Origin of the sequence: Haloferax marinisediminis (assembly GCF_009674585.1) — an archaeon.
GTDB classification, from domain to species: Archaea; Halobacteriota; Halobacteria; order Halobacteriales; family Haloferacaceae; genus Haloferax; species Haloferax marinisediminis.
On the sequence record NZ_WKJP01000001.1, the window covers coordinates 2,434,753 to 2,456,858 of the forward strand.

The 22,106-nt window shown below is 61.2% G+C and carries 21 protein-coding genes; 10 read left to right on the top strand and 11 right to left on the bottom strand.

The window, feature by feature from the left end; translation table 11 throughout:
• Positions 1 to 123: 123 nt before the first annotated feature.
• Positions 124 to 1,701, bottom strand: a complete 1,578-nt coding sequence (purH, locus tag GJR98_RS12665; RefSeq protein ID WP_151139012.1) for a bifunctional phosphoribosylaminoimidazolecarboxamide formyltransferase/IMP cyclohydrolase — start codon at positions 1,699 to 1,701, stop codon at positions 124 to 126.
• A 190-nt stretch (positions 1,702 to 1,891) separates the two neighbouring features.
• Between purH and purB the strand changes: the two genes are divergently transcribed.
• The 9 genes from purB (at position 1,892) to GJR98_RS12710 (ending at position 10,990) form a co-directional block, all read left to right on the top strand.
• Positions 1,892 to 3,280 carry an adenylosuccinate lyase gene (gene purB, locus GJR98_RS12670; RefSeq protein WP_151139013.1) on the top strand — a complete coding sequence of 463 codons (1,389 nt, stop codon included), beginning with the start codon at positions 1,892 to 1,894 and terminating at the stop codon, positions 3,278 to 3,280.
• A 321-nt stretch (positions 3,281 to 3,601) separates the two neighbouring features.
• Positions 3,602 to 4,675, top strand: coding sequence for a glucose 1-dehydrogenase (locus GJR98_RS12675; protein ID WP_151139014.1), 1,074 nt, complete (start codon positions 3,602 to 3,604; stop codon positions 4,673 to 4,675).
• Positions 4,672 to 5,304: a transcriptional regulator GfcR gene (gene gfcR / locus GJR98_RS12680; RefSeq protein WP_151139015.1), complete on the top strand. Its 633-nt coding sequence runs from the start codon at positions 4,672 to 4,674 to the stop codon at positions 5,302 to 5,304. The genes GJR98_RS12675 and gfcR overlap by 4 nt, the downstream gene beginning before the upstream one ends.
• A 96-nt stretch (positions 5,305 to 5,400) precedes the next feature.
• The gene (locus GJR98_RS12685; protein ID WP_151139016.1) at positions 5,401 to 5,745 is read left to right on the top strand and encodes a glutaredoxin family protein; all 345 of its coding nucleotides are present in this window, start codon (positions 5,401 to 5,403) and stop codon (positions 5,743 to 5,745) included.
• Positions 5,746 to 5,890: 145 nt separating this feature from the next.
• Positions 5,891 to 6,457 carry a DUF7110 family protein gene (locus GJR98_RS12690; protein WP_151139017.1) on the top strand — a complete coding sequence of 189 codons (567 nt, stop codon included), beginning with the start codon at positions 5,891 to 5,893 and terminating at the stop codon, positions 6,455 to 6,457.
• A 135-nt stretch (positions 6,458 to 6,592) separates the two neighbouring features.
• Entirely contained in the window at positions 6,593 to 7,564 is a 972-nt protein-coding gene (locus tag GJR98_RS12695; RefSeq protein WP_151139018.1) for a phosphoadenosine phosphosulfate reductase family protein, read from the top strand.
• Positions 7,565 to 7,684: 120 nt separating this feature from the next.
• Entirely contained in the window at positions 7,685 to 8,638 is a 954-nt protein-coding gene (locus tag GJR98_RS12700) for a phosphoadenosine phosphosulfate reductase family protein (RefSeq protein ID WP_151139019.1), read from the top strand.
• Between the two features lie 162 nt (positions 8,639 to 8,800).
• Positions 8,801 to 10,165 (top strand): acyl-CoA thioester hydrolase/BAAT C-terminal domain-containing protein, encoded by a 1,365-nt coding sequence (locus tag GJR98_RS12705; RefSeq protein WP_151139020.1) that lies wholly within the window; start codon positions 8,801 to 8,803, stop codon positions 10,163 to 10,165.
• A gap of 114 nt (positions 10,166 to 10,279) precedes the next feature.
• Positions 10,280 to 10,990 (top strand): diphthine--ammonia ligase, encoded by a 711-nt coding sequence (locus GJR98_RS12710; protein WP_151139021.1) that lies wholly within the window; start codon positions 10,280 to 10,282, stop codon positions 10,988 to 10,990.
• Between the two features lie 79 nt (positions 10,991 to 11,069).
• Here GJR98_RS12710 and GJR98_RS12715 read toward each other — a convergent pair whose 3' ends face one another.
• Positions 11,070 to 12,032 (bottom strand): sugar phosphate nucleotidyltransferase, encoded by a 963-nt coding sequence (locus GJR98_RS12715; RefSeq protein ID WP_151139022.1) that lies wholly within the window; start codon positions 12,030 to 12,032, stop codon positions 11,070 to 11,072.
• A gap of 115 nt (positions 12,033 to 12,147) precedes the next feature.
• Here GJR98_RS12715 and GJR98_RS12720 point away from each other — a divergent pair, with 115 nt between their 5' ends.
• Complete coding sequence (locus tag GJR98_RS12720) at positions 12,148 to 12,447, top strand: transcriptional regulator (RefSeq protein WP_151139023.1); 300 nt, start codon at positions 12,148 to 12,150, stop codon at positions 12,445 to 12,447.
• A 29-nt stretch (positions 12,448 to 12,476) separates the two neighbouring features.
• Here GJR98_RS12720 and GJR98_RS12725 read toward each other — a convergent pair whose 3' ends face one another.
• The 9 genes from GJR98_RS12725 to GJR98_RS12765 form a co-directional block, all read right to left on the bottom strand.
• A complete protein-coding gene (locus GJR98_RS12725) occupies positions 12,477 to 13,160 on the bottom strand; it encodes a type 1 glutamine amidotransferase domain-containing protein (RefSeq protein ID WP_151139024.1) in 684 nt (227 codons plus the stop codon).
• 136 nt (positions 13,161 to 13,296) lie between these two features.
• Positions 13,297 to 14,601, bottom strand: a complete 1,305-nt coding sequence (locus tag GJR98_RS12730; RefSeq protein WP_151139025.1) for an ABC transporter ATP-binding protein — start codon at positions 14,599 to 14,601, stop codon at positions 13,297 to 13,299.
• Entirely contained in the window at positions 14,598 to 15,680 is a 1,083-nt protein-coding gene (locus GJR98_RS12735) for an ABC transporter ATP-binding protein (protein WP_151139026.1), read from the bottom strand. The genes GJR98_RS12730 and GJR98_RS12735 overlap by 4 nt, the downstream gene beginning before the upstream one ends.
• Complete coding sequence (locus GJR98_RS12740) at positions 15,677 to 16,834, bottom strand: ABC transporter permease (RefSeq protein WP_151139027.1); 1,158 nt, start codon at positions 16,832 to 16,834, stop codon at positions 15,677 to 15,679. The genes GJR98_RS12735 and GJR98_RS12740 overlap by 4 nt, the downstream gene beginning before the upstream one ends.
• Positions 16,834 to 17,808 (bottom strand): ABC transporter permease, encoded by a 975-nt coding sequence (locus GJR98_RS12745; RefSeq protein WP_151139028.1) that lies wholly within the window; start codon positions 17,806 to 17,808, stop codon positions 16,834 to 16,836. The genes GJR98_RS12740 and GJR98_RS12745 overlap by 1 nt, the downstream gene beginning before the upstream one ends.
• 15 nt (positions 17,809 to 17,823) lie before the next feature.
• A complete protein-coding gene (locus GJR98_RS12750; protein ID WP_151139029.1) occupies positions 17,824 to 19,695 on the bottom strand; it encodes an ABC transporter substrate-binding protein in 1,872 nt (623 codons plus the stop codon).
• A 157-nt stretch (positions 19,696 to 19,852) separates the two neighbouring features.
• Complete coding sequence (gene hpt, locus GJR98_RS12755; protein WP_151139030.1) at positions 19,853 to 20,419, bottom strand: hypoxanthine/guanine phosphoribosyltransferase; 567 nt, start codon at positions 20,417 to 20,419, stop codon at positions 19,853 to 19,855.
• A 180-nt stretch (positions 20,420 to 20,599) separates the two neighbouring features.
• Complete coding sequence (locus tag GJR98_RS12760) at positions 20,600 to 21,001, bottom strand: hypothetical protein (RefSeq protein WP_151139450.1); 402 nt, start codon at positions 20,999 to 21,001, stop codon at positions 20,600 to 20,602.
• A gap of 287 nt (positions 21,002 to 21,288) precedes the next feature.
• On the bottom strand, positions 21,289 to 21,654 hold the full coding sequence (locus tag GJR98_RS12765) for a winged helix-turn-helix domain-containing protein (protein ID WP_151139031.1): 366 nt from the start codon (positions 21,652 to 21,654) through the stop codon (positions 21,289 to 21,291).
• Between the last annotated feature and the right edge of the window lie 452 nt (positions 21,655 to 22,106).

The following is a 22,106-nucleotide window of genomic DNA, read 5'->3' on the forward strand; positions in this document are numbered from 1 at the left end:
CTTTAGAAGAGGGTGGGTGTGTGGACTGGCTTTAGGAACTCGCTCGCACTGCTCGCTCGTTCCTAAAGTCGCGTGAGACTCGCTTCGCTCGTCTCACTGACTTCCGTCACTCCTTCGCTCCGCTCAGTCGTGCCTGAAACACCTCTGCCCCGTAAACACCATCGCAATCCCGCGCTCGTTACACGCGTCGATGACTTTCTCGTCGTTGACCGACCCACCGGGCTGGATGACTGCCTCGATACCCGCGTCGGCCGCCTTCTCGACGCCGTCCGGGAACGGGAAGAACGCGTCCGAGGCCATGACGGCACCCTGCGCGTCCTTGCCTTCGGCGTGTTCTTCGGCCTTCATGGCGGCGAGTTCGACGGCGTCCACACGGGAGACCTGTCCCATGCCGACACCGACGGTCTCGGTTCCCTTCGCGAAGAGAATCCCGTTGGACTTCACGTGCTTGAGGACCTTCCACGCGAAGAGCATCGTCTCCAACTGCTCGTCGCTTGGTTCGGTCTCGGTGACGACTTCGAGGTCGTCGAGGGTCGGCGTCCAGAGGTCGCGTTCTTGGACGAGGCGGCCGCCGACGAGGGCTTTCTCGGTGTAGGTCTCGGTTCGCTCACCGAGTTCGCCGACATCGAGGACGCGGAGGTTCTTCTTCTCGGTCAGCACGTCGAGTGCGTCGGCGGTGTAGCCGGGGGCGACGACGACTTCCTTGAACGAGTCGATGATGAGTTCGGCAGTCTCGGCGTCACACTCGCGGTTGAGGGCGACGATACCACCGAAGGCGCTCATCGGGTCCGTCGAGAGGGCGTCTGCGTAGGCCTCGGCGAGGGTGTCGGCCGTTGCACAGCCAGCAGGGTTCGTGTGCTTGATGACTGCGGCAGCGGGTTCGTCGAACTCCTTGATGATGTTCAGCGCACCGTCGGCGTCGTTGTAGTTGTTGTACGACAGGCCCTTCGCCCCCTCGTTGAGCTGGGGTGCGCCGACGACCGACGCTTCGTCGCACGTCTCGTCCACGTAGACGGCGGCGTCTTGGTGCGGGTTCTCACCGTAGCGAAGCGTGTCGTAGCGGTCTTCGGAGATGACGCGGCGCTCTGGCAGGCCGGCGTCGACGTCACCTTCGACGGTCACGGTGTCGCCTTCGACCGTCACGCGGTCTTCAGCGAACCAGCGAACGGCGCGTGGGTACGCCTTGAACTCCGCGTCGTAGAGGACGCGTGCCTTCAGGTCGTCTTCGTCGTCGTCCGTGTAGACGGGGACGGCTTCCTGCGTGACGATTGGGCCGGCGTCGACTTCCTCGTTGACGACGTGGACCGTACAGCCGGTCGTCTTGACGCCTGCGTCGAGAACCTGTTCGTGGGCGTTCATGCCCGGGAAGGAAGGCAGGAGCGACGGGTGAACGTTGAGTGTGGTGGGCGCGTTGTCGAGGAACGTCGACGTGAGTACGCGCATGTAGCCATCGAGACAGACGAGGTCGAACTCGTAGTCGGAGAGTGCGTCGAGAACGCGCTCTTCGTGAGACTCCCGGGACTCGTCGTCACCGCGCTCGACGACTTCTGTGGGGATGCCGTTCTCTGCGGCCCACTCGAGGATGGGTGCATCTGCGTGATTCGAGACGACGACGCCGAGTTCCGCCCCGCCGGGGGCGCGGTCGGCGATGTTACGAAGGTTTCGTCCACGGTTGCTCGCGAGACCGGCGATGGTGACCATGTTGAGAGGGCGTGTCGCGGCCCTCAAAGTGGTTGCGGTCCTCACTCCCAGAAATATACTCGTTCGTGTATAGGTGACACCACAGAACGCGATACAGTGGTCAGAGATGTTCACACACTTGCCTACATTCGTAATTTCGGACGGACGCGAACCCCCGCCGTTTAACCTATCCCCCCGAGACGGACCAACCATGACCGACGCCGACCGGAACGACCCGCTCTATGCGGTGTCACCGCTCGACGGGCGCTACGCCTCTCGAACCGCACCGCTCGCCCCACACGTGAGCGAGGCCGCACTCATGCGTGCCCGCGTGCAGGTAGAAGTGGAGTATCTCATCGCACTCGCTGACCTCGATGTGACACCACTGGAACTCCCTGAACCCGAGCGTGCCGACCTGCGCGCACTTTACGAGGAGTTCGACGCCGAGGATGCCGCGCTCGTCAAACAGTTAGAAGTCGAAGGCGCAGCAGGCTACACTGCGACCAACCACGACGTAAAAGCCGTCGAGTACTTCATCCGAACCGAGACACCCGAATCTGTCCACCCGTGGATTCACTTCGGGCTGACATCGGAGGACGTGAACAATCTCTCTCACCGCCTGATGGTCACCGGCGCCGTCGAGGCGGTTCTCGTCCCCGAGATTCGCGAGATTCGTGACGAACTCGTCGCGCTCGCACAGGAGTACCGCGACGTGCCGATGCTCGCTCGCACGCACGGGCAACCCGCTACGCCGACGACGTTCGGGAAAGAGATGGCAGTCTATGCCTCGCGTCTGGGTCGTGCACTGGCCCGCGTCGAGGCCGCCAACGAGGCACTCGCTGGAAAACTCGCCGGCGCGTCGGGAACCTACGCGGCCCACGTCGCTGCCTACCCCGACGTCGACTGGCAGGCGTTCTCCCGCGAGTTCGTCACGTCACTCGGCCTCGAACACACGCAGCTTTCGACGCAAGTCAACCCCTGTGACGACCTCGCGGCGCTGTTCGACGCGTTCCGCGGCGTCAACAACATCGTCGTCGACCTCGACCTCGACGCGTGGCTCTACATCTCGGACCGATACCTCGGTCAGGAGACTGTCGAGGGAGAGACGGGGTCGTCGACCATGCCGCACAAGGTCAACCCCATCGACTTCGAGAACTCCGAAGGAAACCTGTCGAAGGCGAACTCGGACCTGACGTTCCTCGCGGATTACGTCACTACCTCGCGCTTGCAGCGTGACCTCTCGGACTCGACAGTCAAGCGCAACATCGGCGCGGCGTTCGCACACTGTCTCATCGGGTACAAGAAGACGCAGACCGGTCTCGGAAAAATCGTCCCGAACGAGCAGGTCATGCGCGAGGAGCTGGACAACATGCCGGCGATTATCGGCGAGGCAGTCCAGACCATCCTCCGGCGCGAAGGCGACACGCAGGCGTACGAGCGTGTGAAAGAACTCACTCGCGGTCGTGAAGTGACGCTCTCTGACTTCCACGACCTCTTTGCGGACCTCGACGTGAGCGAGTCGACACGAGACGAACTGCTCGCGTTGACGCCAGCGACGTACGTCGGTCTGGCAGACGAGCTCGTCGACAACCTCGACTAACTTCGTTCGTCGGGGCGCCAGCTGAGGTCTAGCGACCTTTCAACTGTGCGCTCGCTGGTGGCGATTCGTTTTCTAGACGCGACGCTTCAGAGCGACGCGAATGTCAGGAGAAATACCGCCATCAGGGGCCGATGGGCACGGAATCAGCCCCTAAGCGGTAGGGCACGGGTTTGGTGAACGCCGACACGGATGGGCTGGATAGGCTGGTCCGTACGCGACAGTTCGTCATGGGCTGGTAAGACGACGCAGGGCGCTCACCGTGGTTAATTATTTACTCAGCATAGAATAAGTCTTTTGGTGGGGTGGTGCATTGGTTGGGACATGAAAGCAATCGTCGTCAAGCGCGGGGGGGACAAACCGGTCGTCATCGACAAGCCACGGCCGGAGCCTGAACCCGGTGAGGCACTCGTCCGGACACTTCGTGTCGGTGTCGACGGAACCGACCACGAGGTCATCTCCGGTGGGCACGGCGGGTTCCCCGAAGGAGAAGACCACCTCGTTCTCGGGCACGAGGCGGTCGGTATCGTCGTCGACCCCAACGACACCGAGTTAGAAGAAGGAGATATCGTCGTTCCGACGGTCCGACGACCCCCACAGTCGGGCACGAACGAATACTTCGAACACCACCAACCCGATATGGCACCCGACGGGATGTACGCCGAACGCGGCATCGTCGGCGAACACGGGTTCATGTCTGACTTCTTCACCAGTCCCGAAGAGTACCTCGTCCGCATCCCTCGCTCTCACGCCGAACTCGGCTTTCTCATCGAGCCGATTTCGATCACCGAGAAAGCCCTCGAACTCGCCTACGCGAGTCGGTCGTCGTTCGAGTGGGACCCGTCGTCTGCGCTCGTCCTCGGGAACGGGAGTCTCGGACTGCTGACGATGGCCATGCTGAAGAGCGACGACAAGGCCTACGAACGGCTCTACTGTCTCGGCCGGCGTGACCGACCCGACCCGACGATCGACATCATCGAGAAGTTGGGTGGCACCTACATCGACTCTCGGCAGACGCCCGTCGAGGACATCCCAGACGAACACGAACAGATGGACTTCATCTACGAGGCGACAGGGTTCCCGAAACACGCCATCCAATCGGTCCAAGCCCTCGCTCCGAACGGCGTCGGCGCACTGCTCGGTGTGCCGAGTGACTGGGAGTTCGAAGTCGATGCGGGCGCGTTCCACCGCGAGATGGTGCTGCACAACAAAGCACTCGTCGGGAGCGTCAACTCACACGTCAAACACTTCGAGTCAGCGACCGTGACGTTCACCAAGCTTCCCCGGTGGTTCCTCCGTGACCTCGTCACGGGTGTCTACCCACTGTCGGATTTCGAAGCGGCATTCGACGACGACGACACCACTATAAAAACCGCCATCGAATTCAGTAGCGTATGAAGAACGTCGACGACCTCATCGCCAGCGCGGCGGAGCTCGCGGACCGTGGCCTCTCGAAAGGCGAGATTGCCGACGAGTTGAACGTCTCCCGAGAAACCGCCAGTTGGTTGGTCGACCGGAGCGGTGCAGCAGCAAAGCCCAAACCGACCGAAAAACCGGAGGGCCCCGACGACATCCACGTCGATTGGAACGCCATCGGAAGCGGTGGCAAACGCCTCACGTACATCGGTCGTGCCCTCGCGGACCTCCTGACCGAGACGCACGAAGACGCAGACGTGACCATCGGTATCGAGAAAGCGGGCGTTCCGCTCGCGACGAGCGTCTCGCGCGAACTCGAAACCTCGCTCGGTGCGTACGCACCGGCGAAACACCAGTGGGAAGAAGGCGACATCGAAGACCTCGGCGGCGGGTTCTCCCGTAACTTCGCGCCCGTCGAGGGCCGCAAGTGTTTCATCGTCGACGACACGGTGACGAGCGGAACGACGCTACGCGAGACCATCGAGTCGATTCGCGCCGAAGGCGGCGAACCGCTCGCGTGCGTCGTCATCGTCGACAAACAAGGTGTCGAAGAGATAGACGGTGTCCCCGTCCACTCGCTCATCAACGTCGTCCGCGTTGGCGAGCAGTAACGCCACCTTAACGACTCACCGGCCGGACGACCCCCGTTCGTCTCTGCCAGTCCCCACGACGCAACTCCTTTGTCTGCCGGGCGGTAAAGTGGGGGTATGACTTTCCAACCCGAGAGTATGGACCCCGAAGAAGTCCAGACCCGCGTCACCGAAGCAATCGAGAACAACGACGTCGTCCTGTTCATGAAGGGCAACCGCCTGATGCCGCAGTGCGGCTACTCTGCGAAGGCCCTCGAACTCATCTCGCAGTACGTCGACGAGTTCGAGACGGTCGACGTGCTGCCTGCACTCCCGCACTACCGCGCGGCGCTCGACGACAAGAGTGGCTGGGAGACGATTCCGCAGACGTTCGTCGACGGTGAGTTCATCGGTGGAAGCGACATCCTCGAAGAACTCGACAACCGTGGCGAACTCGAAGCGACGCTGACGGGCGAGAACTAATCGGACGACTGCGTCGAGATTAGGCAGTTCTTTCTATGGCCAAACCGGAAGGGGAGGCCATATAAGTCTCCGACTCGTACAGGCACACAGGTATCGCCAACCGCGTGCGCCCGCACCGTGGCTCTCGTCGATACCGAAGCCAACAATGTCAGGCCGCGTATATCGACTTCATTCGACGTTGGAACTGCCACTCGAAGACGTAATGGACTACTTCGAGAACGACCCCACTCTCCCACCGGAGGTTGAGGATGTGGACATCACGCGCCGCAACAACACCCTCATCATCAAAGCCGTCTCTGCTGACGACAGTCTCAGCAAGTACACGCCGACGGCCCAGCTGAAAGCGAGCGTGACCGAGAACCGCGTTTACGAAGAAGAGCCCCCCCGAGCAGGTGCACCAAGCTGGGGACAAGAAGAAGAAGAGGAGATTCCCTCGGAACTCGTCGAGTTCGCCTGCTTCAAGGGCGACCTCGAGACAGTTCTGCAGAACACGGCGCTTCAGTACCCGATGTTCCTCGTCCTCCGAGAGATTGCGATGCTCTCGGAGAAGGGCACGCTGACCGCCATCACCGAAGAGAGCGACGAACTCCAGGCGACGCGCATCGTCGAAGGAGAAGTGCGCGCTGCATCCGTCGAAGTCGTGGAGAACCCACAACAGAACAGCTCGGCTGACAGCGGTGTCAACTGGCGCGACAACAAGTTCATCTCCTGAACTCGCCGTATCCTCTATCGATATCCGTCGCTCGACGTGAGTGTGCGGCCCTCTTCGTGTGTGACGGTACCATTCATCACTGAATGTCTCGGTCAAAAAGCATTTACACGACCTAATTAGATGTAATTACGAACCATGTCGGAAGCCTTCCCAGACTACCTCGACGTCGACTACGCTGACGGCGAGGGAGAGACGCCGGAAGATTACCCAAGCATCGAGGACAAAATCGAGAAGGCCATCGAGGTCACGAAGCAGGGCCTCGAACAGTACGAGAACCCAGCCGTCATGTGGACTGGCGGAAAGGACTCGACGCTGACGCTCTACTTCATCAAGGAAGTCGCCGAGCGCTACGACCTCGAAGTCCCGCCGGCGGTCTTCATCGACCACTACCAGCACTTCGACGAAATCATGGACTTCGTCAAGCACTGGGCCGACGAGTGGGACCTCGACGTCATCTGGGCGCGTAACGAGGACGTCGGCAACTACGTCGACGAACACGGCCTCGAACCCGGTGACGACATCGAAGTCTCGGGACTCTCCGAACACAACCAGCACCACATCCGCAACATCCTCGAGTACGAAGAGGACACGTTCCCCTTCCTCCTCGACACCTACGTGGGTAACCACCTGCTGAAGACCGTCGCACTCAACGACACCCTCGAAGAGTACGACATCGACGGCGTCATCTCGGGCGTCCGCTGGGACGAACAGGAAGCCCGCGCCGACGAGACGTTCTTCAGCCCCCGCCACAACCCGGACATCTACCCGCCGCACGACCGCGTCCAACCCATCCTCCAGTTCGAAGAGAGCGCCGTCTGGGACGCCTTCTGGTACTTCGCCGTCCCCGACACGGTCGAGAACTACCCAGAAGACGGCTACGTTCCGACGAGCGACGAGGACCTCCCCGAGGGTGTCGCGCAGACTGACATCCCCGTCTCGCCGAAGTACTTCGCTGGCTTCCGCAGTCTCGGCAGCGAAGTCTCGACGGACAAATCCGCCGAAGAACCAGCGTGGCTCCAGGACATGGAGAACACGACCGAGCGCGCAGGCCGCGCCCAGGACAAAGAAGACCTGATGGAGCGCCTGCGCGACCTCGGCTACATGTAAATTGCGGTAATCGACTCACGCGTTTTCCACCCGTTTTTTACCGCTTAACAGCCGGTAGTCCACACCTAACGTTCTGTTAGTCCGAAAACATAGATAACGTCTCCCGGCGATGCGTTTACTATGGCTCTTAGGTTCCCGGAGTATCTCAGCCTCGATTACGCCGACGGACGAGACGAAACTGCAGCAGCGTACCCGACGCTCGAAGACAAACTCGAGAAAGCGGCGATGGTCACGCGAACCGCGCTCGAACAGTACGAGCGCCCCGCAATCATGTGGACCGGCGGGAAGGACTCGACGGTCGTCCTCTACGTCGTCCGCGAAGTCGCCGCCGACCTCGGTGTCGACGTCCCCCCGGTCGTCTTCATCGACCACTTCGAACACTTCGACGAGACCGAGGCGTTCGTCCACGAGTGGACCGACCGCTGGGACCTCGACCTCGTCGTCGCCCGCAACGAAGACTTCGCCCGCCTCGGTGTCTCACCCGGTGACGAAGTCGCCGTCTCCGACCTGAGCGACGAGACTCGACGCGAACTCGCCCGCCTCGGCTACGAGGACGAGACGATTGTCCTCGACGCCGACACCTTCGAAGGAAACCACCTGCTGAAGACCGTCGCACTCAACGACGTCATCACCGAATACGGCTTCGACGGCATCTTCTCTGGCGTCCGCTGGGACGAACAGGACGCCCGCGCCGATGAGACGTTCTTCAGCCCCCGCCACGAGTCCGAGAAGTACCCGCCGCACGACCGCGTGCACTCGATTCTCCAGTTCACCGAGGCGGACATCTGGGGGACGTTCTGGAACTACATCGTCCCCGACGCCGTCGAGGGCTACCCGGTGGGCTTCGTTCCACAGTCGACTGACGACCTCCCAGAGGGCGTCCGCCCCGTCGACCTCCCCGTCTCGCCGAAGTACTTCGAAGGCTACCGCTCGCTCGGGACTGAATCCGGGTCGGCGAAGGACGACGACCGCCCCGCGTGGGTGCAGGACCTCGAAGCGAGCAAGGAACGCGCCGGTCGCGCACAGGACAAAGAAGACCTGATGGGTCGACTCCGCGACCTCGGCTACATGTAGAACGACGTTTTTTCACGTTCGGATTGCGCTTCGCGCAACCCCTCACCGAAAAAACCTCGACTAAAAAACTGCCGAGCGACTCGCTTCGCTCGCACTCGGGACAATCTCTCGTTGGACCGCGCGAATAGTTTTATTCGAGCGGCAGCAACAAATGACAATACAATGCCAAGAACGCACCGGCGAGGGTATCTCAAAGCGGTAGTTGGTGGGGGCATCAGTTCGCTTGCGGGATGTGTCGATTCCGTGGGGGAGTCGAGCGGAAACACAGCGACAATTCACGTTCCACAGCGGACGTTAGTCGATACCCGACTCGACATCAGCGTGACTGACGTCCCTTCCGAGACAGCAGTTTGGGTCGAGGCACACACCGAAGATGGTGCTGGGAAGCGATGGTTCAGTCGCAGTCTATTCGAACCCACCAACGGCAGAATCGACTTGCAGAGTGCCGACCCAATTCAGGGAACGTACAGAGAATCAGACGGAATGGGTCTCTTTTGGTCGTTACAACCGGACGACCTCAAAACACGTTCGTACGATACGAATCAACAAACGCAATCGGTACAGCTCCGAGTCCGTCCGGAGACCCCTGATGCCACTCCACTCGCCGAAACGACGGTCACCCGCCCGCTCGTACATCCGAGCAGCAAAGAAACGGACATCGAGAAGCCGATAGTTGGGACACTCGTCGAAGCACCGAACGACGGTCCTGCCCCGGGAGTCATCCTGTTTCATGGGTCCGCCGGCAACCGACCTATCGCACCCGCTCGTGCCCTCGCCAGTCATGGATTCACCGTCCTCGCACTGCAGTACGTTTCGAGTGAGCACGACAGCCTTCCAGACAATTTAGTCGAAGTCCCGATCGAATACGCAGACCAAGCCGTCCGTTGGTTGGCCGAGCAAGCTGTGACGACCGACGACCCGATTTGTCTCGGGGGGTTCTCTCGCGGTGGTGAGCTTGCGCTCTTGATGGGCAGTCGCCACGAGAACATCGGAGCAGTTGTCAACTGGGTCGGGTCGGGGCTCTTGTTCAACGCGGTCGTGCTGACAGACGATTCGACTGTCTCTCCGGACACCCCAGACACCTCTGCGTGGTCTCTCGACGGGGAACCACTCGCTCACCCCTCGGGTGAGGACTTCGAACCACGAGCAGACGTACTCGACGCCTACCAAACCTGGCTGGAAGAAGAGACGACAGACGAGACACTCGAGCGTGCAGAGATTCCGCTCTCTGAAATCGAGGCACCGATTTTGCTACTCTCAGCCGGGAGTGACGGTGTTTGGCCATCCAGATATCTCTTGACTCGAACGGAGCGACGTCTCGAAGCACTAGACTACGGCTATCGGTTTGAACATCATTCGTACGATGGGGCTGGCCACGGAATCAGTGTGCCATACCTCCCCTCCTGGAAAAACCGACCAGGAGGCCCGTTTGGCGGAACGATAGCCGGGACTGCAGCAGCCGAAGCAGACTCGTGGCCTCGTGTAATCGAGTTCTTCAACGTGGGGAGTAACAAGCGCAATCAGTAAGCCACGGTCGCGGTCTGGAGGTCTGTGACTGTAACTCACTGGAAAGAGAGGACCTGAAGATATCCACAGAAGCCACACCGTAGCGCCTATCTCCCTCAACCCGCTATCGCCCCCATGGCATCTGAGTGGGTCAGTCTCTTCTCCGGCGGCAAGGACTCCTCGTGGGCGCTCTATCAGGCGCTCGAAGAGGGATTGAACGTCACCCGCCTGCTGACCGTCCACCCGAGCGACGACTCGTACATGTACCACGTTCCCGCGACCGACCTCGCCGCACTCGCTGCCGAGAGTCTCGGTATCGAACTCGTCGAGGTCCATCCCGGCGACCTCGAAGCGACCGACGCGAGCGACTCCGGCGAGCAAGGCGATGCGGAACTCGAACCCCTCGAAGCGGCAGTCGAAGACCTCCAGTCAGAGATTGACCTCGCAGGCGTCACGGCGGGCGCAATCGAGAGTGAGTTCCAGACGAACCGAATTCAGGGGATGTGCGACCGCCTCGGCATCGACCTCTTTGCCCCCCTGTGGCAAGAGAACCCGCGCGAACTCGGTGAGGCGATGCTCGACGCTGGCTTCGAAATCACGCTGATTCAGGTTGCGGCCCACGGCCTCGACGAGTCGTGGCTCGGGCGAACCCTCGACGAAGACGCGCTCGACGAACTCGAAGAACTCAACGAGAAGTACGGCGTCCACATCCTCGGTGAAGGCGGCGAGTTCGAGACGCTCGTCACCGACGGCCCACACATGGACCGCCCGATAGAACTCGAATACGAGACTGAGTGGGAAGGAACCCACGGACGACTCCGCATTACAGACGCGTACCTCGGCTAAGCAGACGCTTCGAGGAGTTCGTATTCGAAAAAGTGCAAGTCCTATTCTGAGAATCGGCGACGACTGACGGACGTTCGTATTAGTCCGTCAGCCGCGAGTGAGCGCCGATGAGCGCGTTCGAGAGGTCGAGGTTCTCGATGTGCGTCTCCTCGTCGACGATGGACCCCTTCAGGTCGGCATTTTTGATGATTGCGCCCGGGAAGACGACCGAATCGTCGAGACTGGAGTCTTCGACGGTGGCGTCTGCCATGATGTGGACGTTCTTTCCGAGTTCAGTGTTGGAGACCGTCGCCGTCTCGTGGATGTAGTTCTCGCCTTCGAGATACCACGCGACTGCGTCGAGATAGCTCTGTGGCGTCCCGATGTCGAACCACGCACCGTCGAAGGTGTACGCGAACACGTCACCGTTCTGCTGGAGCCACTGCATGAACCAGCCCGGTTCGTCGGGGTTGTTGTCGCCCGAGAGGTACTCGTCGAACTTCGGCAGGTCGTCCGCAGGGATGGCGTAACACGCGATCGAGACGAGTGTGCTCTTCGGGTTCTCGGGCTTCTCCTGGAAGCTGATGACGCGATCACCGTCGAGTTCGACGAGTCCGTACGACTTCGCGCGGTCGAGGTCTTTCACGTCGTAGGCGGCCAGAGTCGGTGCTTCCTTCTCGTAGAAGAAGTCGACGAAGTCGGCGACGTCGAAACTGATGAGGTTGTCTCCGGCGATGACGACGAGGTCCTCGTCTACCTCTTCGCGGTCGATGAGTTGGGCGAGCGCACCGACCACACCGAACTTCTCGTCTTCGGCACTGGTGTCTTCGACCGACAGCGTCGGCTTTTCGTACGGCGATTCGTCGATGTACGTCTCGAACGACTCCGCGAATCGCTCGTTCGTACTGACGAATACTTCGGAGACCCGGTCGTCGGCTTCGAGGTCTTCGAAAATCGTGTCGATGACCGTCTGGTCACCGACCGGTAAGAACATCTTCGGTCGGTGTTTGGTAATCGGCCACAAGCGCGTTGCATACCCACCGGCAAGGACGACTGCCTTCATACACCTCAAATTCCGCCACTGAGTCAAGGTCTTTTTGCATCCTCTCTATTTTGCTGACAAATTCAGACTGTGACACGGCGGAAGGAATTTTCCCCCCTACTTCCTAGGGCGAACCATGTCAGACCGGGAGTCCACCGCGACGACCCGCCAGCGTATCGCCGACGCCCTCCGTGCCGACCCAGCAACTGCGTCAGAACTATCGACGAGTCTCGGTGTCCCGGCATCGTCCGTCTATGGCCACCTCCAACACGTCGCTCGTTCGGTCCACAGTGAAGGCGACGAGCAGTTTCTCGTCGCACCACCAGAGTGTCGAAGCTGTGGCTTCAGCGCCTTCGACGACCCGGTGAACTACCCGTCGCGGTGTCCCGAGTGCCGGAATGAGGGTATCGAAGAAGCCGTGTTCAAAATCGAGTGACGTAGCCGGAGTTTTTCGGTCGCGTCTGTTTACAGCGCGTCCAGTTCGTCGAGCAGCGTCTGTGCGCCTTCAGCAGACGACCCCGGCCCACGGGCCGTGATGAGGTCGCCATCGACCGTCACACTGGTGTCGGCGTCGAGTTCGGCGTCCCAGACGCCACCGGCGGCCTTCACTTCGTCTTCGACCCAGTAGGGGAGCTTCCGACCGTCGGGCATCAGGTCGTCGTCGTCGACGATTCCTTCTTCCCACTCGTTCGGGAACCCGGTGACGTTTCGACCGTCGACGAGGAACGACCCGTCCGCTTCACGGGTGAACCCGAGGATACCGACGGCGTGGCAGACGACGAGCGCCTTGCCCTCTCCACCGGCGACGGCCTGCAGGAGCGCCTGCCGAGCGTGTCGGTCCTGATTGATGTCCCACTCGGTTCCGTGACCGCCGGGGAAGACGACAGCGTCGTACTCGCGGGCGTCGACCTGGCCGAGTTTCTCGGGGTTCTGGAGACGCTCGTCGTTCTCGTGAACGTCCATCACGTGTTCGGCGAGTTCTTCGCCGACGTTCTCTGGGTCGACAGAGCGTTCGTCGACGACCGGCACGCCACCGGTTGGTGTGGCGACGGTGATGTCGACACCAGCGTCGGTCAGAGAGGTGAGTGGTTCGATACACTCCTCGCCCCAGTAGCCATGCTCGCTTACGATAAAGAGTGCTGACGTCATCGGACCACTGTACGGACTGCACGTAAATATGCCCCGGGGAGGCGGAAACCCGATGTGGGTTCTCAGACGCGGAGGTCCTCGGTGGGCAGCGGTTCGTGGCGGTCTGCCGTTCGCAGCAGTCTGTCGTTCGACGCGATTAGTCGTGGTTCGCGGGCGAATCGATTGTGACACCTTCGTCGACGAGGTGGCACGCCGCAGTCGACCCACGGGACGTTGCTTCGAGTTCGGGGTGGTCGCGTTCGCAGACGGTCGTGAACGCCTCGGCGAGTGTCCGCCGGGCCTGTTCGTCGTCCCCGTCGACCAGTGCCGAGAGTCCCTGCGAGAGGACTGTTTCGGCCTTCGGGTCCGAGAGCGTCTCGGGGACGTCGAACTCGCGTCGAAGTTCGGCCTCGACGGCGTCGTCCGAGACGGCCTCGGGAGCGTCTGCCTCGCCTTCGGCCACGAGGAACGTCCGAACGTCCTCCACGTCGACTCCCTTGTCGATGCGGAGCCGTAAGTCGAGGACACGACGCCACTCGGTCTGGTCGAGTGAAACCTGGTCGGGGGGAATGACCTCCGGACACCGAGTGTGGAATCTGCATCCCGAAGGCGGGTTCGACGGACTCGGGACGTCTCCTCTCAGTTCGACGCGCTCACCACGACGGGACGGGTCTGGCGTCGGAATCGACGAGATGAGTGCCCGCGTGTAAGGGTGCTGTGGCTCCTCGAACAACGTCTCCGTGTCGGCAATCTCGACGATTTCGCCGAGGTACATCACGGCCACACGGTCGCAGACCTCTCGGACGACACCGAGGTCGTGACTGATGAACACGATTGCGAGGCCGAACTCGGCCTGTAACTCGCGCATGAGCGAGATAATCTCGGCTTGGATGGAGACGTCCAGCGCCGAGACGGGTTCGTCGGCGACGACGAGGTCCGGGTTGAGGACGAGTGCCCGTGCGAGCGCGATGCGTTGTTTTTGCCCGCCGGAGAACTCGTGGGGATACCGGTCGAAGTCCGACGCCGACAGGCCAACGCGCTCTAACAGGTTCTCGACGATTCTGCGGCGGCGGTTCCGGTCGCGCATCCCGTGGATAGCGAGTGGTTCGGCGACTGACTCGCCGACGCTCATCCGGGGGTCGAAACTCGACGACGGGTCCTGAAACATCATCTGAGCCCGTCGGCGGAATCGCTTCAGCGTGGTGTCGTCGTACTCGGTGATGTCGTCGCCGTCGAAGACGATTGCGCCGTCTGTCGGTTCTTCTAACCGCAGAAGCGACGTGGCGGCCGTGGACTTCCCACAGCCAGATTCACCGACGATACCGAGCGTCTCTCCCGGAGCGACGTCGAACGAGATGCCGTCGACGGCTTTCACCCGGCCGACTTCCTTCTTGAGGACACCCTGCGTAATCGGGTAGTGTTTCTTCAGTCCACGAACCGACAGCAGTGAGTCGGAACTCATCGGGAGTCACCTCCTGAGGATTCGTCTTCGGAATCGGTGTCGGCCACGACAGCACCGCCGTCTGTCGCTCGTGACTCCGAGACCGCGTCACCTCGAATGACCGCGGAGTCGTACCCGGGACCGTAGTACACACACGCGACCTCGTGGCCTTCATCGACGGTGAGCAGTTCAGGATGGTCGCCCGCTCGGCAATCAGCCGTCGCGTGTGGACATCGCGGGTGGAACCGACACCCTGCTGGCGGTTGTTTCAGGTCGGGAAGCGTGCCGCCAATCGGCCGCATCGACTGCCCTTGACCGGGGAGGCAGTCGAGAAGCGCCTTGGTGTACGGATGCGACGGTCGGTCGAACACGTCGTGGACCGACCCTGTCTCCATCACCTTTCCTGCGTACATGACTACGACGCGGTCGGCGATTTCGGCGACGACGCCGAGGTCGTGTGTGACGAAGACGATGCTCATGTCGAACTCTGCTTGCAGGTCGCGGAGGAGTCTGAGAATCTGCGCTTGAATGGTCACGTCGAGCGCTGTCGTCGGTTCGTCGGCGACGAGGAGGTCTGGGTCTGCCGCCAACGCCATCGCGATGACCACGCGCTGTTTCATCCCGCCGGAGAACTCGTGTGGGTAGTCGTCGATACGAGCAGTGGCCTCCGGAATTCCGACGCGGTCGAGGAGGTCGATTGCGCGGTCACGGGCGGCCTGTTTCGAGACGTCTCGGTGGAGGCGAATCGCTTCGACGATTTGCGCACCGACGGGATACACTGGATTGAGCGCGCTCTGTGGGTTCTGGAAGACGTGGGCGATTCGTCCGCCGCGGATAGACTGGAGGCGCTTTTCGGAGACCGCTGTGAGGTCTTCGCCGTCGAACAGAACCTGCCCGCGTGCAATCTCTCCCGGCGGCATCGGGATGAGTCTCGTGACGGACTCACAGGCGACGGTCTTTCCAGACCCGGACTCGCCGACGACACAGACCGTCTCACCGCGGGCGACGTCGAACGAGACGCCATCGACGGCGCGAACGACACCGTCGTCGGTGTTGAACTGGACGTGCAGGTCACGGACAGAGAGAAGCGGGTCAGTCATGCCTCACCCTCCGAGCGCGGGTCGAGCGCATCGCGTAACGCGTCGCCGACGAAGTTGAAGGCCAAGACGGTGAAGAACAGGAACACACCGGGGATGGTCGCAATCCACCACGCGCCGTCGAGGTCTCCACGACCGGAGGCGATGACCTGTCCCCACGAGGGTGTCGCCGGGTCGGTCAACCCGAGGAACGCGAACGTGGCTTCGAACAGGATGAACGAGGGGATGAGGAGCGTCGCAGCCGTGATGACTGTGCTCGACACGTTCGGTATCAGGTGTCGGCGGATTATCCACCCGTCCGAGGCACCGGCGTTCTCAGCGGCTTGGATGTACGACTCCTCTCGCCGCTGGAGCGCTTCGGAGCGGACCAGTCGGGCGATGCCGCCCCAGCCGAGGAACCCGAATATCGTGATGAGCAAGAACAGACTCGGCTTGAACAGGTAGGTCACGATGAGGAACAAGAAGAACGTCGGGAACGTCTGCTGGATGTCGACGTAGCGCATCAACACCTCGTCCACGAGGCCGGAGAAGTACGCCGCCGACGTCCCGACCGCCGTCCCGATACTGACGACGATGAGCATCGTCACCAACCCGACCTGCATGCTCACGCGCATCCCGAAGACGACCAGTTTGGCGATGCCTTTCCCATCGCTCGTCGTCCCGAGTGGGTACTGCCACGTTCCCTGACATAGGCCATCGACGGTCTGTCCGACACAGGTCGTGGGGACGGTGGAGTCGACGCTGAGATACACCGGTGGTTGATACGCTGCGAGAACGTTCAACTCGGGTTTCGCCAGCAGCAACGGACCGACCGTCCCGACGACGAACACCACGACGAGATAGGCAGCACTCACGACTGCGGCGCGGTTCTTCTTGAACCGTCGCCAGTAGTACGCCGTCAACCGTCGGTTTTCGACCAGCGGCCACGCGACGAAGAACGCGCCCACGAGCAGCGTGAGGAGGAACAGCCAGTTCGTCCCAGAGAGGACGACGTCGTCCGTCACGAACACGTCGAAAGCGACTGCGCCGACGTAGGCGACTGTGGCCACAACGAGGAGTTGTGTCCGCCGTGGGAGGCCGAGTCCGCCGAGTTCGTCCCACTCGACGTCTTCGAATCGCTCGGTGGCGCCCGACTCGGGTTGCGTATCGGCCGCCATCAGCGGTCACCGTAGTCGATTCGTGGGTCCAACACCGTGTAGGCGATGTCCTGAACGAGGTTGCCGACGATGGCGATGAACACCGGGACGAGCGTCGTCGCCATGACGAGCGCCGTGTCCTGTTGGATGATGGCTCTGTAACTCAACAACCCGAGACCCGGAATCTGGAAGACCACCTCCGTGATGTACGCCCCGGCGAAGAGGAGGCCGAGGATGTCGGCGACGAGGATGGTCATGAGCGGGACGAGCGCCGGTCTGAAGATGTGCCTGACGAGGACGCGCCAGTCGTCCGCGCCTTTCGCTCGCGCCGTCTTCACGAAGTCGGCGTGGACGTACTCCAGTGCCTCGGCGCGGGAGTATCGCATGTTGCCGGCGATGGCACCCGTCGAAAGGACGATGATGGGCAACACCAGTTGTTTGGCGTTCGCCAGCGTCCAGATGCCTCTCCCCGTCTGGTAGTAACTGGGCAACCACCCCAGGTCGACGGCGAACACCAAGATGAGCATGATACCGAACCAGAAGTTCGGGATGCTGATGCCGAAGAACGCCGTGAACGTCCCGAGATAGTCGGTTAGTGTGTACTGGTGTGTGGCCGAGTACAGGCCGATACCGTACCCGAAGACGATGGAGATGAGCGTCGCTGGCACGGCGTACATCAGTGAGTAAGGATACGCCGACGCCAGCGCGTCCATCACGGTCTGATTACGCGTGAACGACCACCCCCAGTTGAACGTCGCCATGTTCACCATGTAGTTCGTGTATCGCGTCAGCAGCGGTTCGTCGCGGCCGGTTATCTCGTCGAACGTCTCTCGGGCCTCGTCGACGTCTCCACCCTCGGACGCAGCCTCGAACGCGAAGGCTGTCTGTCCGTCGCCCGGTGCGACGGCGAGGAGGCCGAACGTAATCGTCAAGATGAGATACGTCGCGACCACCGCCCACGCGACGCGGCGAGCGACGTACCAGTGCATGCTCATCGGGGACCTCCAGCCTCACTCGAAGGCGTAGTCGCCTGAGAGGTTGTCGGCGAGCAGTTGCTTGGCTTTCGCCGCCCCGTAGTTCTCTCCGACGCCGGTATTTTCGACTTTCGAGTCGTCGAACCACTCGGAGAACTCGGGTTGGTGCGTGTGAGCGACTTCGGCGTATCCACGGTCGATGTTCTCGACGATGGTCTGTTTGTTCACGCCCACAGAGAGCGCGTACCGAACCTCTCGTGTGCGCAGTTGGTCCCACCCGTTGGCACGCTGGTTGTACGCGAGAATCGAACAGAACGCGTTCGGCGTCTGGATGACTTTCGTCGACTCGAGGTCCTCGAACTTCGTTGCCTTCGACGAGGGGATGCCCGTCGCGCTGACCTCACCCGTCTCGAACGCCGACAGTCGCGTCGACTCTTCGCCGAACACCTGGTACTTGTACTCCTCGAAGTATGGGGTTCCGTCGTACCCCTCCACGTCGCGGCGGTAGTAGTCCTCGTTTCGGGAGGCGACGAACACCGATTCGCGGTCCCAGCGCTCGAACGTGTACGGGCCGAGGTTTCCGGAGTAGGTTATCTCCTGAATCTCCGTCGACTGGTTGAGCTTTTCACCGCCGTCTTCCACATCGCGGTACTGTTCGACGAGACCCTTCGGCAGACAGTTCGCACCCCACATGATGGGTTTCATCACGAACGCCGGGTCGACTTCGGGGAGTTGTACTTCGAAACTCAGTTCTCCAGTCTTCTCGACCGGGATGGGGTCTTCGCCGCTGAACCAGTCGGACTGGTTCACGTCACCCGCCCAGTTGTCTTCGGCTTGGTGGACTTCCCGGATGTAGTACACCCAGTCGTCGGCGGTCATCTGCCCGTAGCCTGCGCCCCACTGGAGGTTGTCGCGGAGCGTGAACTCGTAGTTCTGCTTGTCGTCGGTGTCGATAGATTCGACCCACAACGGGACGACGTTGTTGTCGTTGTCGAGCGAGTACGCGCCGTCCAGAGCCAGACCGAGACGACTTGCAGAGGAGGTGTCGTTGATGCGGATTGGGTTGAGTGTCTTCGCGTCCGTGCCGGCACCGACGTTGTACGCGCCCGTAATCGACGGCGACGCACCAGACTCGCCACGGAAGTACTGCTGGTAGTTGTAGCCGATGCTTGGACCGGGGTCGATTCCCTGGATGTCGCTCTGGAATCCGTTGAGGTCCACAGAGAACTCGTAGAAGTTGACCGGTTGGTCGTGGCTGAGCACGCCGAAGACGTTCGCGAGAATGGACTGCCGCCTCGCGTCGTCGGTCTCTTTCGAGGCCTGGTCCAGCATCCCGGCGATATCTTCGCTCGGACGGTAGCCGTAGAAGTTGACCGTCGACTGCTGTCGCTTCTCCTCGCTCGTCCAGAACGGACGAATCGCGGTGGGAGTCCGCGGATACGAGTTGAACCCGATGCCGAGCATGAGGTCCCACTGTTCTTGACTCGTGGCCTCGTCTCGCGGCCCGGCGTTGAACGACGTGCGTTCTTCACCGTCGTCTGGTGTGTAGGTGTTCTGGGCGTACTTCGACAGCATCGTGTTGAACGGAACACCCGTCAACTCGACGTCGATACCCATCTTCCCGTACTCCTGTTGCATGAACTGGGCGATGGTCTTCGTCGTCTCACTGCCCGTGCTGTACACCATGCTGAGCGAGACTTGCTCACCGTCGGGACCGACCAACGTATCGCCGAGGTCGGAAGACGGCGTGTCCGTCGAATCAGACCCACCACCACCGTCGCCACCGTCTGTCGACGGCGTCCCATCGTCCGACCCTTGGGTACACCCTGCGACACCTGCGAGACCACCCGCTCCGAGGGCACGCAACAGCGACCGCCTATCGAATTGGACCTTGTTACCGGATGCCATACGAGAAGTGACAGCCAACAATGCAAATACTCTTCGTTTGTTTGGTTGTTGACACTATCGCGCGGCGACTGCGCTGACCGATGTCGTGACTAGAAGCTGCGACAGCGGTAGAGAACTCGCGGTTCGTGACCGCGAGGGGGTAGACGGGCGGCCGTCGTTAGTCGTCGCCGTGTTCGTCGACGATGACGACTTCACCATCTTCGACGGTCACGTTGATGAGCGTCTTGACGTGGTGGTCCGTGTCGTCGAGTTCGTTCGGACCCGCCTTCTTGATGATGGCGACGGTGTCGACGACGTCGGCGCCGATGTGGTCGAGCGCGTCGAGGACTGCCTTCATCGTGCCGCCGGTCGAGAGCACGTCGTCGAGAACGAGCACGCGGTCGCCCTCGTTCACGTCGTTGATGAACATGTCGCCCTCGGAGTAGCCGGTCTGCTGGTGGAGGGAGACCTCACCGTCGAGGCCGTACTCGCGCTTTCGGATGACGACGAGTGGGATGTCCGTCATGAGCGAGACTGCAGTGGAGATGTGGATGCCCATGGCGGCCGGTGTGACGATTTTGTCGACGTCTTCGAGGTCGGCCTTTCGGATGATTTTGATGACGATTTCGCGCAGAAGCCCGGGCTTCAGCATCGGCACTCCGTCGCTGATTGGGTGGACGAAGTACTCGTAATCGCCTTTTTCGATGATCGGCGCGTCGAGAAGGGACTGACGCAACTGGTCCATGTCGCCCGTTCCCCCGGTTAGGCATAAAATGTGGCGGTTCGCGGTCCGTCGGGTACGCGAACACACGATGGACGATACCGACCCACACGCGATGGCTGTCGTGTCACCGACCGCCAGCCGACGTGTCCGGTGTCGTCACTCGTCACGTCAAAAACTCCTCGGGGGCGTCCCCGAGTGTGGTTACATTCCGCCGAGGATGTGTGACGCCGTTCGAACGAGCGGTTCGACCGGTTCGTCGGTGTCGACGAAGAGTAACATTCCACGCCCACCGCAGTACACCTGCAGTACGCCTCGGCCGTCCTGTCGTTCGAACTGATACTCAACGCTGTTTTGGACTGGACTGAGTCCAGAGAACAGGCCGCGTTCCATGAACTCCCGTCGTGTCTCTTTGGCGAGGTCGCCCAGATGTGCGACGAGTTCGTCACGACTCCCGAACGACTCCCGAACGGGCTCTCCAACGTGGAAGAGGTCGAACGCTGTCGCACCGTAGACGGCGACGAGTGAGACGGCCCCCTCTGCCGTCTCCCGAATCGCGTCCAATGCGACATCACTCTTAGGCCCGGGTCCGTTCACGGCTGCCATCCGTGCCGGGTCAATTATCACGATTCCCCCCTCTGCCCTGACGCTGCGCGTCTCCCTGCCCGGAGCGCGCGTCTGGAACAGTCATGAATTCCAGATTGTCTGTTGTTGTTATAAATGTGGAGGGGGAATTTCTGTCGCTGAAATTCGACCGTCCGCTGCAGGTGAAGTAGAAGCACGAACGGGAGACCGCACTGCGGAGTGCGTCGCTCGCGGTTCACGACAGAACGACAGAGACTGGGTTCGCTATCGGACCAACCTGTCGTCGACGAGAGAGTCCTACTCGTCTGTCACTCGTCGGCAGGAGGGCTACGGCCAATCGTTGTTTCTCTCGCTTGCTCGCCACCGGGTCGGACCTCGTCTACCGAGAGATCGACGCAAAATCCATCGGCAGACAGCGAGACTGTGGTCTGGTCGAACGTACACTCGTACTGGCGGTAGTGAGTTCCATCAGACCGGACCTCTGTCGTCGACGCGACGAGGCCGTGTTCACCTAATCTGTCGAGTCGCCGGTAGACCGTTGGAAGCGACAGGTTGACCGTCTCGCCGAGTTCCTTCGCAGACTGCGATTCTCGGCGGAGGGCGACAAGCAACGCCCTCGACTCGGTATCCCCGAGGACATCGAGCAGTTCGGTACTCGCAACGCTTCCATCCATCACTGGTTGAACCAGTCCGAATGTGTGTATAAATGAGTTACGTCCACCGACTGACATACCAGAACACGTGGTGAACCACGTGTTTCGGAGGGCCGAGTACGGGGACAGCAGGTGATGACTGCAACGACACCACACCGCAGTTGACTACAGTACCACACCGAGGGAACGCCTCCGTACTGGAGGGGAGACAGTTCACCCGACGGGTGTGAGCGACGCATCTCGTCGAGGGGACGAGCGTTATTTCGCGACGAACTTGGAAGATACAGCCACCAGACCACCACGTCGGTGACGCATCGGTCGAACACGTCAACGACCACCAGTCGGACGTGCTTCGTTCGCGTGGAAACGAGATTCGTTACTCACAGAGCACGAACTCTCTCGGGAAGTCTGCAGATGACACGCTTGTTCAACAAGACATCCGAGGCGCGTAACGCGCTCTAGTACGTAGTATC

What these genes read in the sequence shown, in the direction of transcription:
- gfcR (WP_151139015.1), top strand. Translation starts at nt 4,672, where the DNA reads ATGAAGAACGTCGACGACCTCATCGCCAGCGCGGCGGAGCTCGCGGAC.
- GJR98_RS12735 (WP_151139026.1), bottom strand. Translation starts at nt 15,680, where the DNA reads ATGACTGACCCGCTTCTCTCTGTCCGTGACCTGCACGTCCAGTTCAAC.
- GJR98_RS12700 (WP_151139019.1), top strand. Translation starts at nt 7,685, where the DNA reads ATGGCTCTTAGGTTCCCGGAGTATCTCAGCCTCGATTACGCCGACGGA.
- GJR98_RS12750 (WP_151139029.1), bottom strand. Translation starts at nt 19,695, where the DNA reads ATGGCATCCGGTAACAAGGTCCAATTCGATAGGCGGTCGCTGTTGCGT.
- GJR98_RS12765 (WP_151139031.1), bottom strand. Translation starts at nt 21,654, where the DNA reads ATGGATGGAAGCGTTGCGAGTACCGAACTGCTCGATGTCCTCGGGGAT.
- GJR98_RS12690 (WP_151139017.1), top strand. Translation starts at nt 5,891, where the DNA reads ATGTCAGGCCGCGTATATCGACTTCATTCGACGTTGGAACTGCCACTC.
- GJR98_RS12695 (WP_151139018.1), top strand. Translation starts at nt 6,593, where the DNA reads ATGTCGGAAGCCTTCCCAGACTACCTCGACGTCGACTACGCTGACGGC.
- GJR98_RS12675 (WP_151139014.1), top strand. Translation starts at nt 3,602, where the DNA reads ATGAAAGCAATCGTCGTCAAGCGCGGGGGGGACAAACCGGTCGTCATC.
- GJR98_RS12720 (WP_151139023.1), top strand. Translation starts at nt 12,148, where the DNA reads ATGTCAGACCGGGAGTCCACCGCGACGACCCGCCAGCGTATCGCCGAC.
- GJR98_RS12740 (WP_151139027.1), bottom strand. Translation starts at nt 16,834, where the DNA reads ATGGCGGCCGATACGCAACCCGAGTCGGGCGCCACCGAGCGATTCGAA.
- hpt (WP_151139030.1), bottom strand. Translation starts at nt 20,419, where the DNA reads ATGGACCAGTTGCGTCAGTCCCTTCTCGACGCGCCGATCATCGAAAAA.
- purH (WP_151139012.1), bottom strand. Translation starts at nt 1,701, where the DNA reads ATGGTCACCATCGCCGGTCTCGCGAGCAACCGTGGACGAAACCTTCGT.
- GJR98_RS12760 (WP_151139450.1), bottom strand. Translation starts at nt 21,001, where the DNA reads ATGGCAGCCGTGAACGGACCCGGGCCTAAGAGTGATGTCGCATTGGAC.
- GJR98_RS12705 (WP_151139020.1), top strand. Translation starts at nt 8,801, where the DNA reads ATGCCAAGAACGCACCGGCGAGGGTATCTCAAAGCGGTAGTTGGTGGG.
- GJR98_RS12710 (WP_151139021.1), top strand. Translation starts at nt 10,280, where the DNA reads ATGGCATCTGAGTGGGTCAGTCTCTTCTCCGGCGGCAAGGACTCCTCG.
- GJR98_RS12715 (WP_151139022.1), bottom strand. Translation starts at nt 12,032, where the DNA reads ATGAAGGCAGTCGTCCTTGCCGGTGGGTATGCAACGCGCTTGTGGCCG.
- GJR98_RS12685 (WP_151139016.1), top strand. Translation starts at nt 5,401, where the DNA reads ATGACTTTCCAACCCGAGAGTATGGACCCCGAAGAAGTCCAGACCCGC.
- purB (WP_151139013.1), top strand. Translation starts at nt 1,892, where the DNA reads ATGACCGACGCCGACCGGAACGACCCGCTCTATGCGGTGTCACCGCTC.
- GJR98_RS12745 (WP_151139028.1), bottom strand. Translation starts at nt 17,808, where the DNA reads ATGAGCATGCACTGGTACGTCGCTCGCCGCGTCGCGTGGGCGGTGGTC.
- GJR98_RS12730 (WP_151139025.1), bottom strand. Translation starts at nt 14,601, where the DNA reads ATGAGTTCCGACTCACTGCTGTCGGTTCGTGGACTGAAGAAACACTAC.
- GJR98_RS12725 (WP_151139024.1), bottom strand. Translation starts at nt 13,160, where the DNA reads ATGACGTCAGCACTCTTTATCGTAAGCGAGCATGGCTACTGGGGCGAG.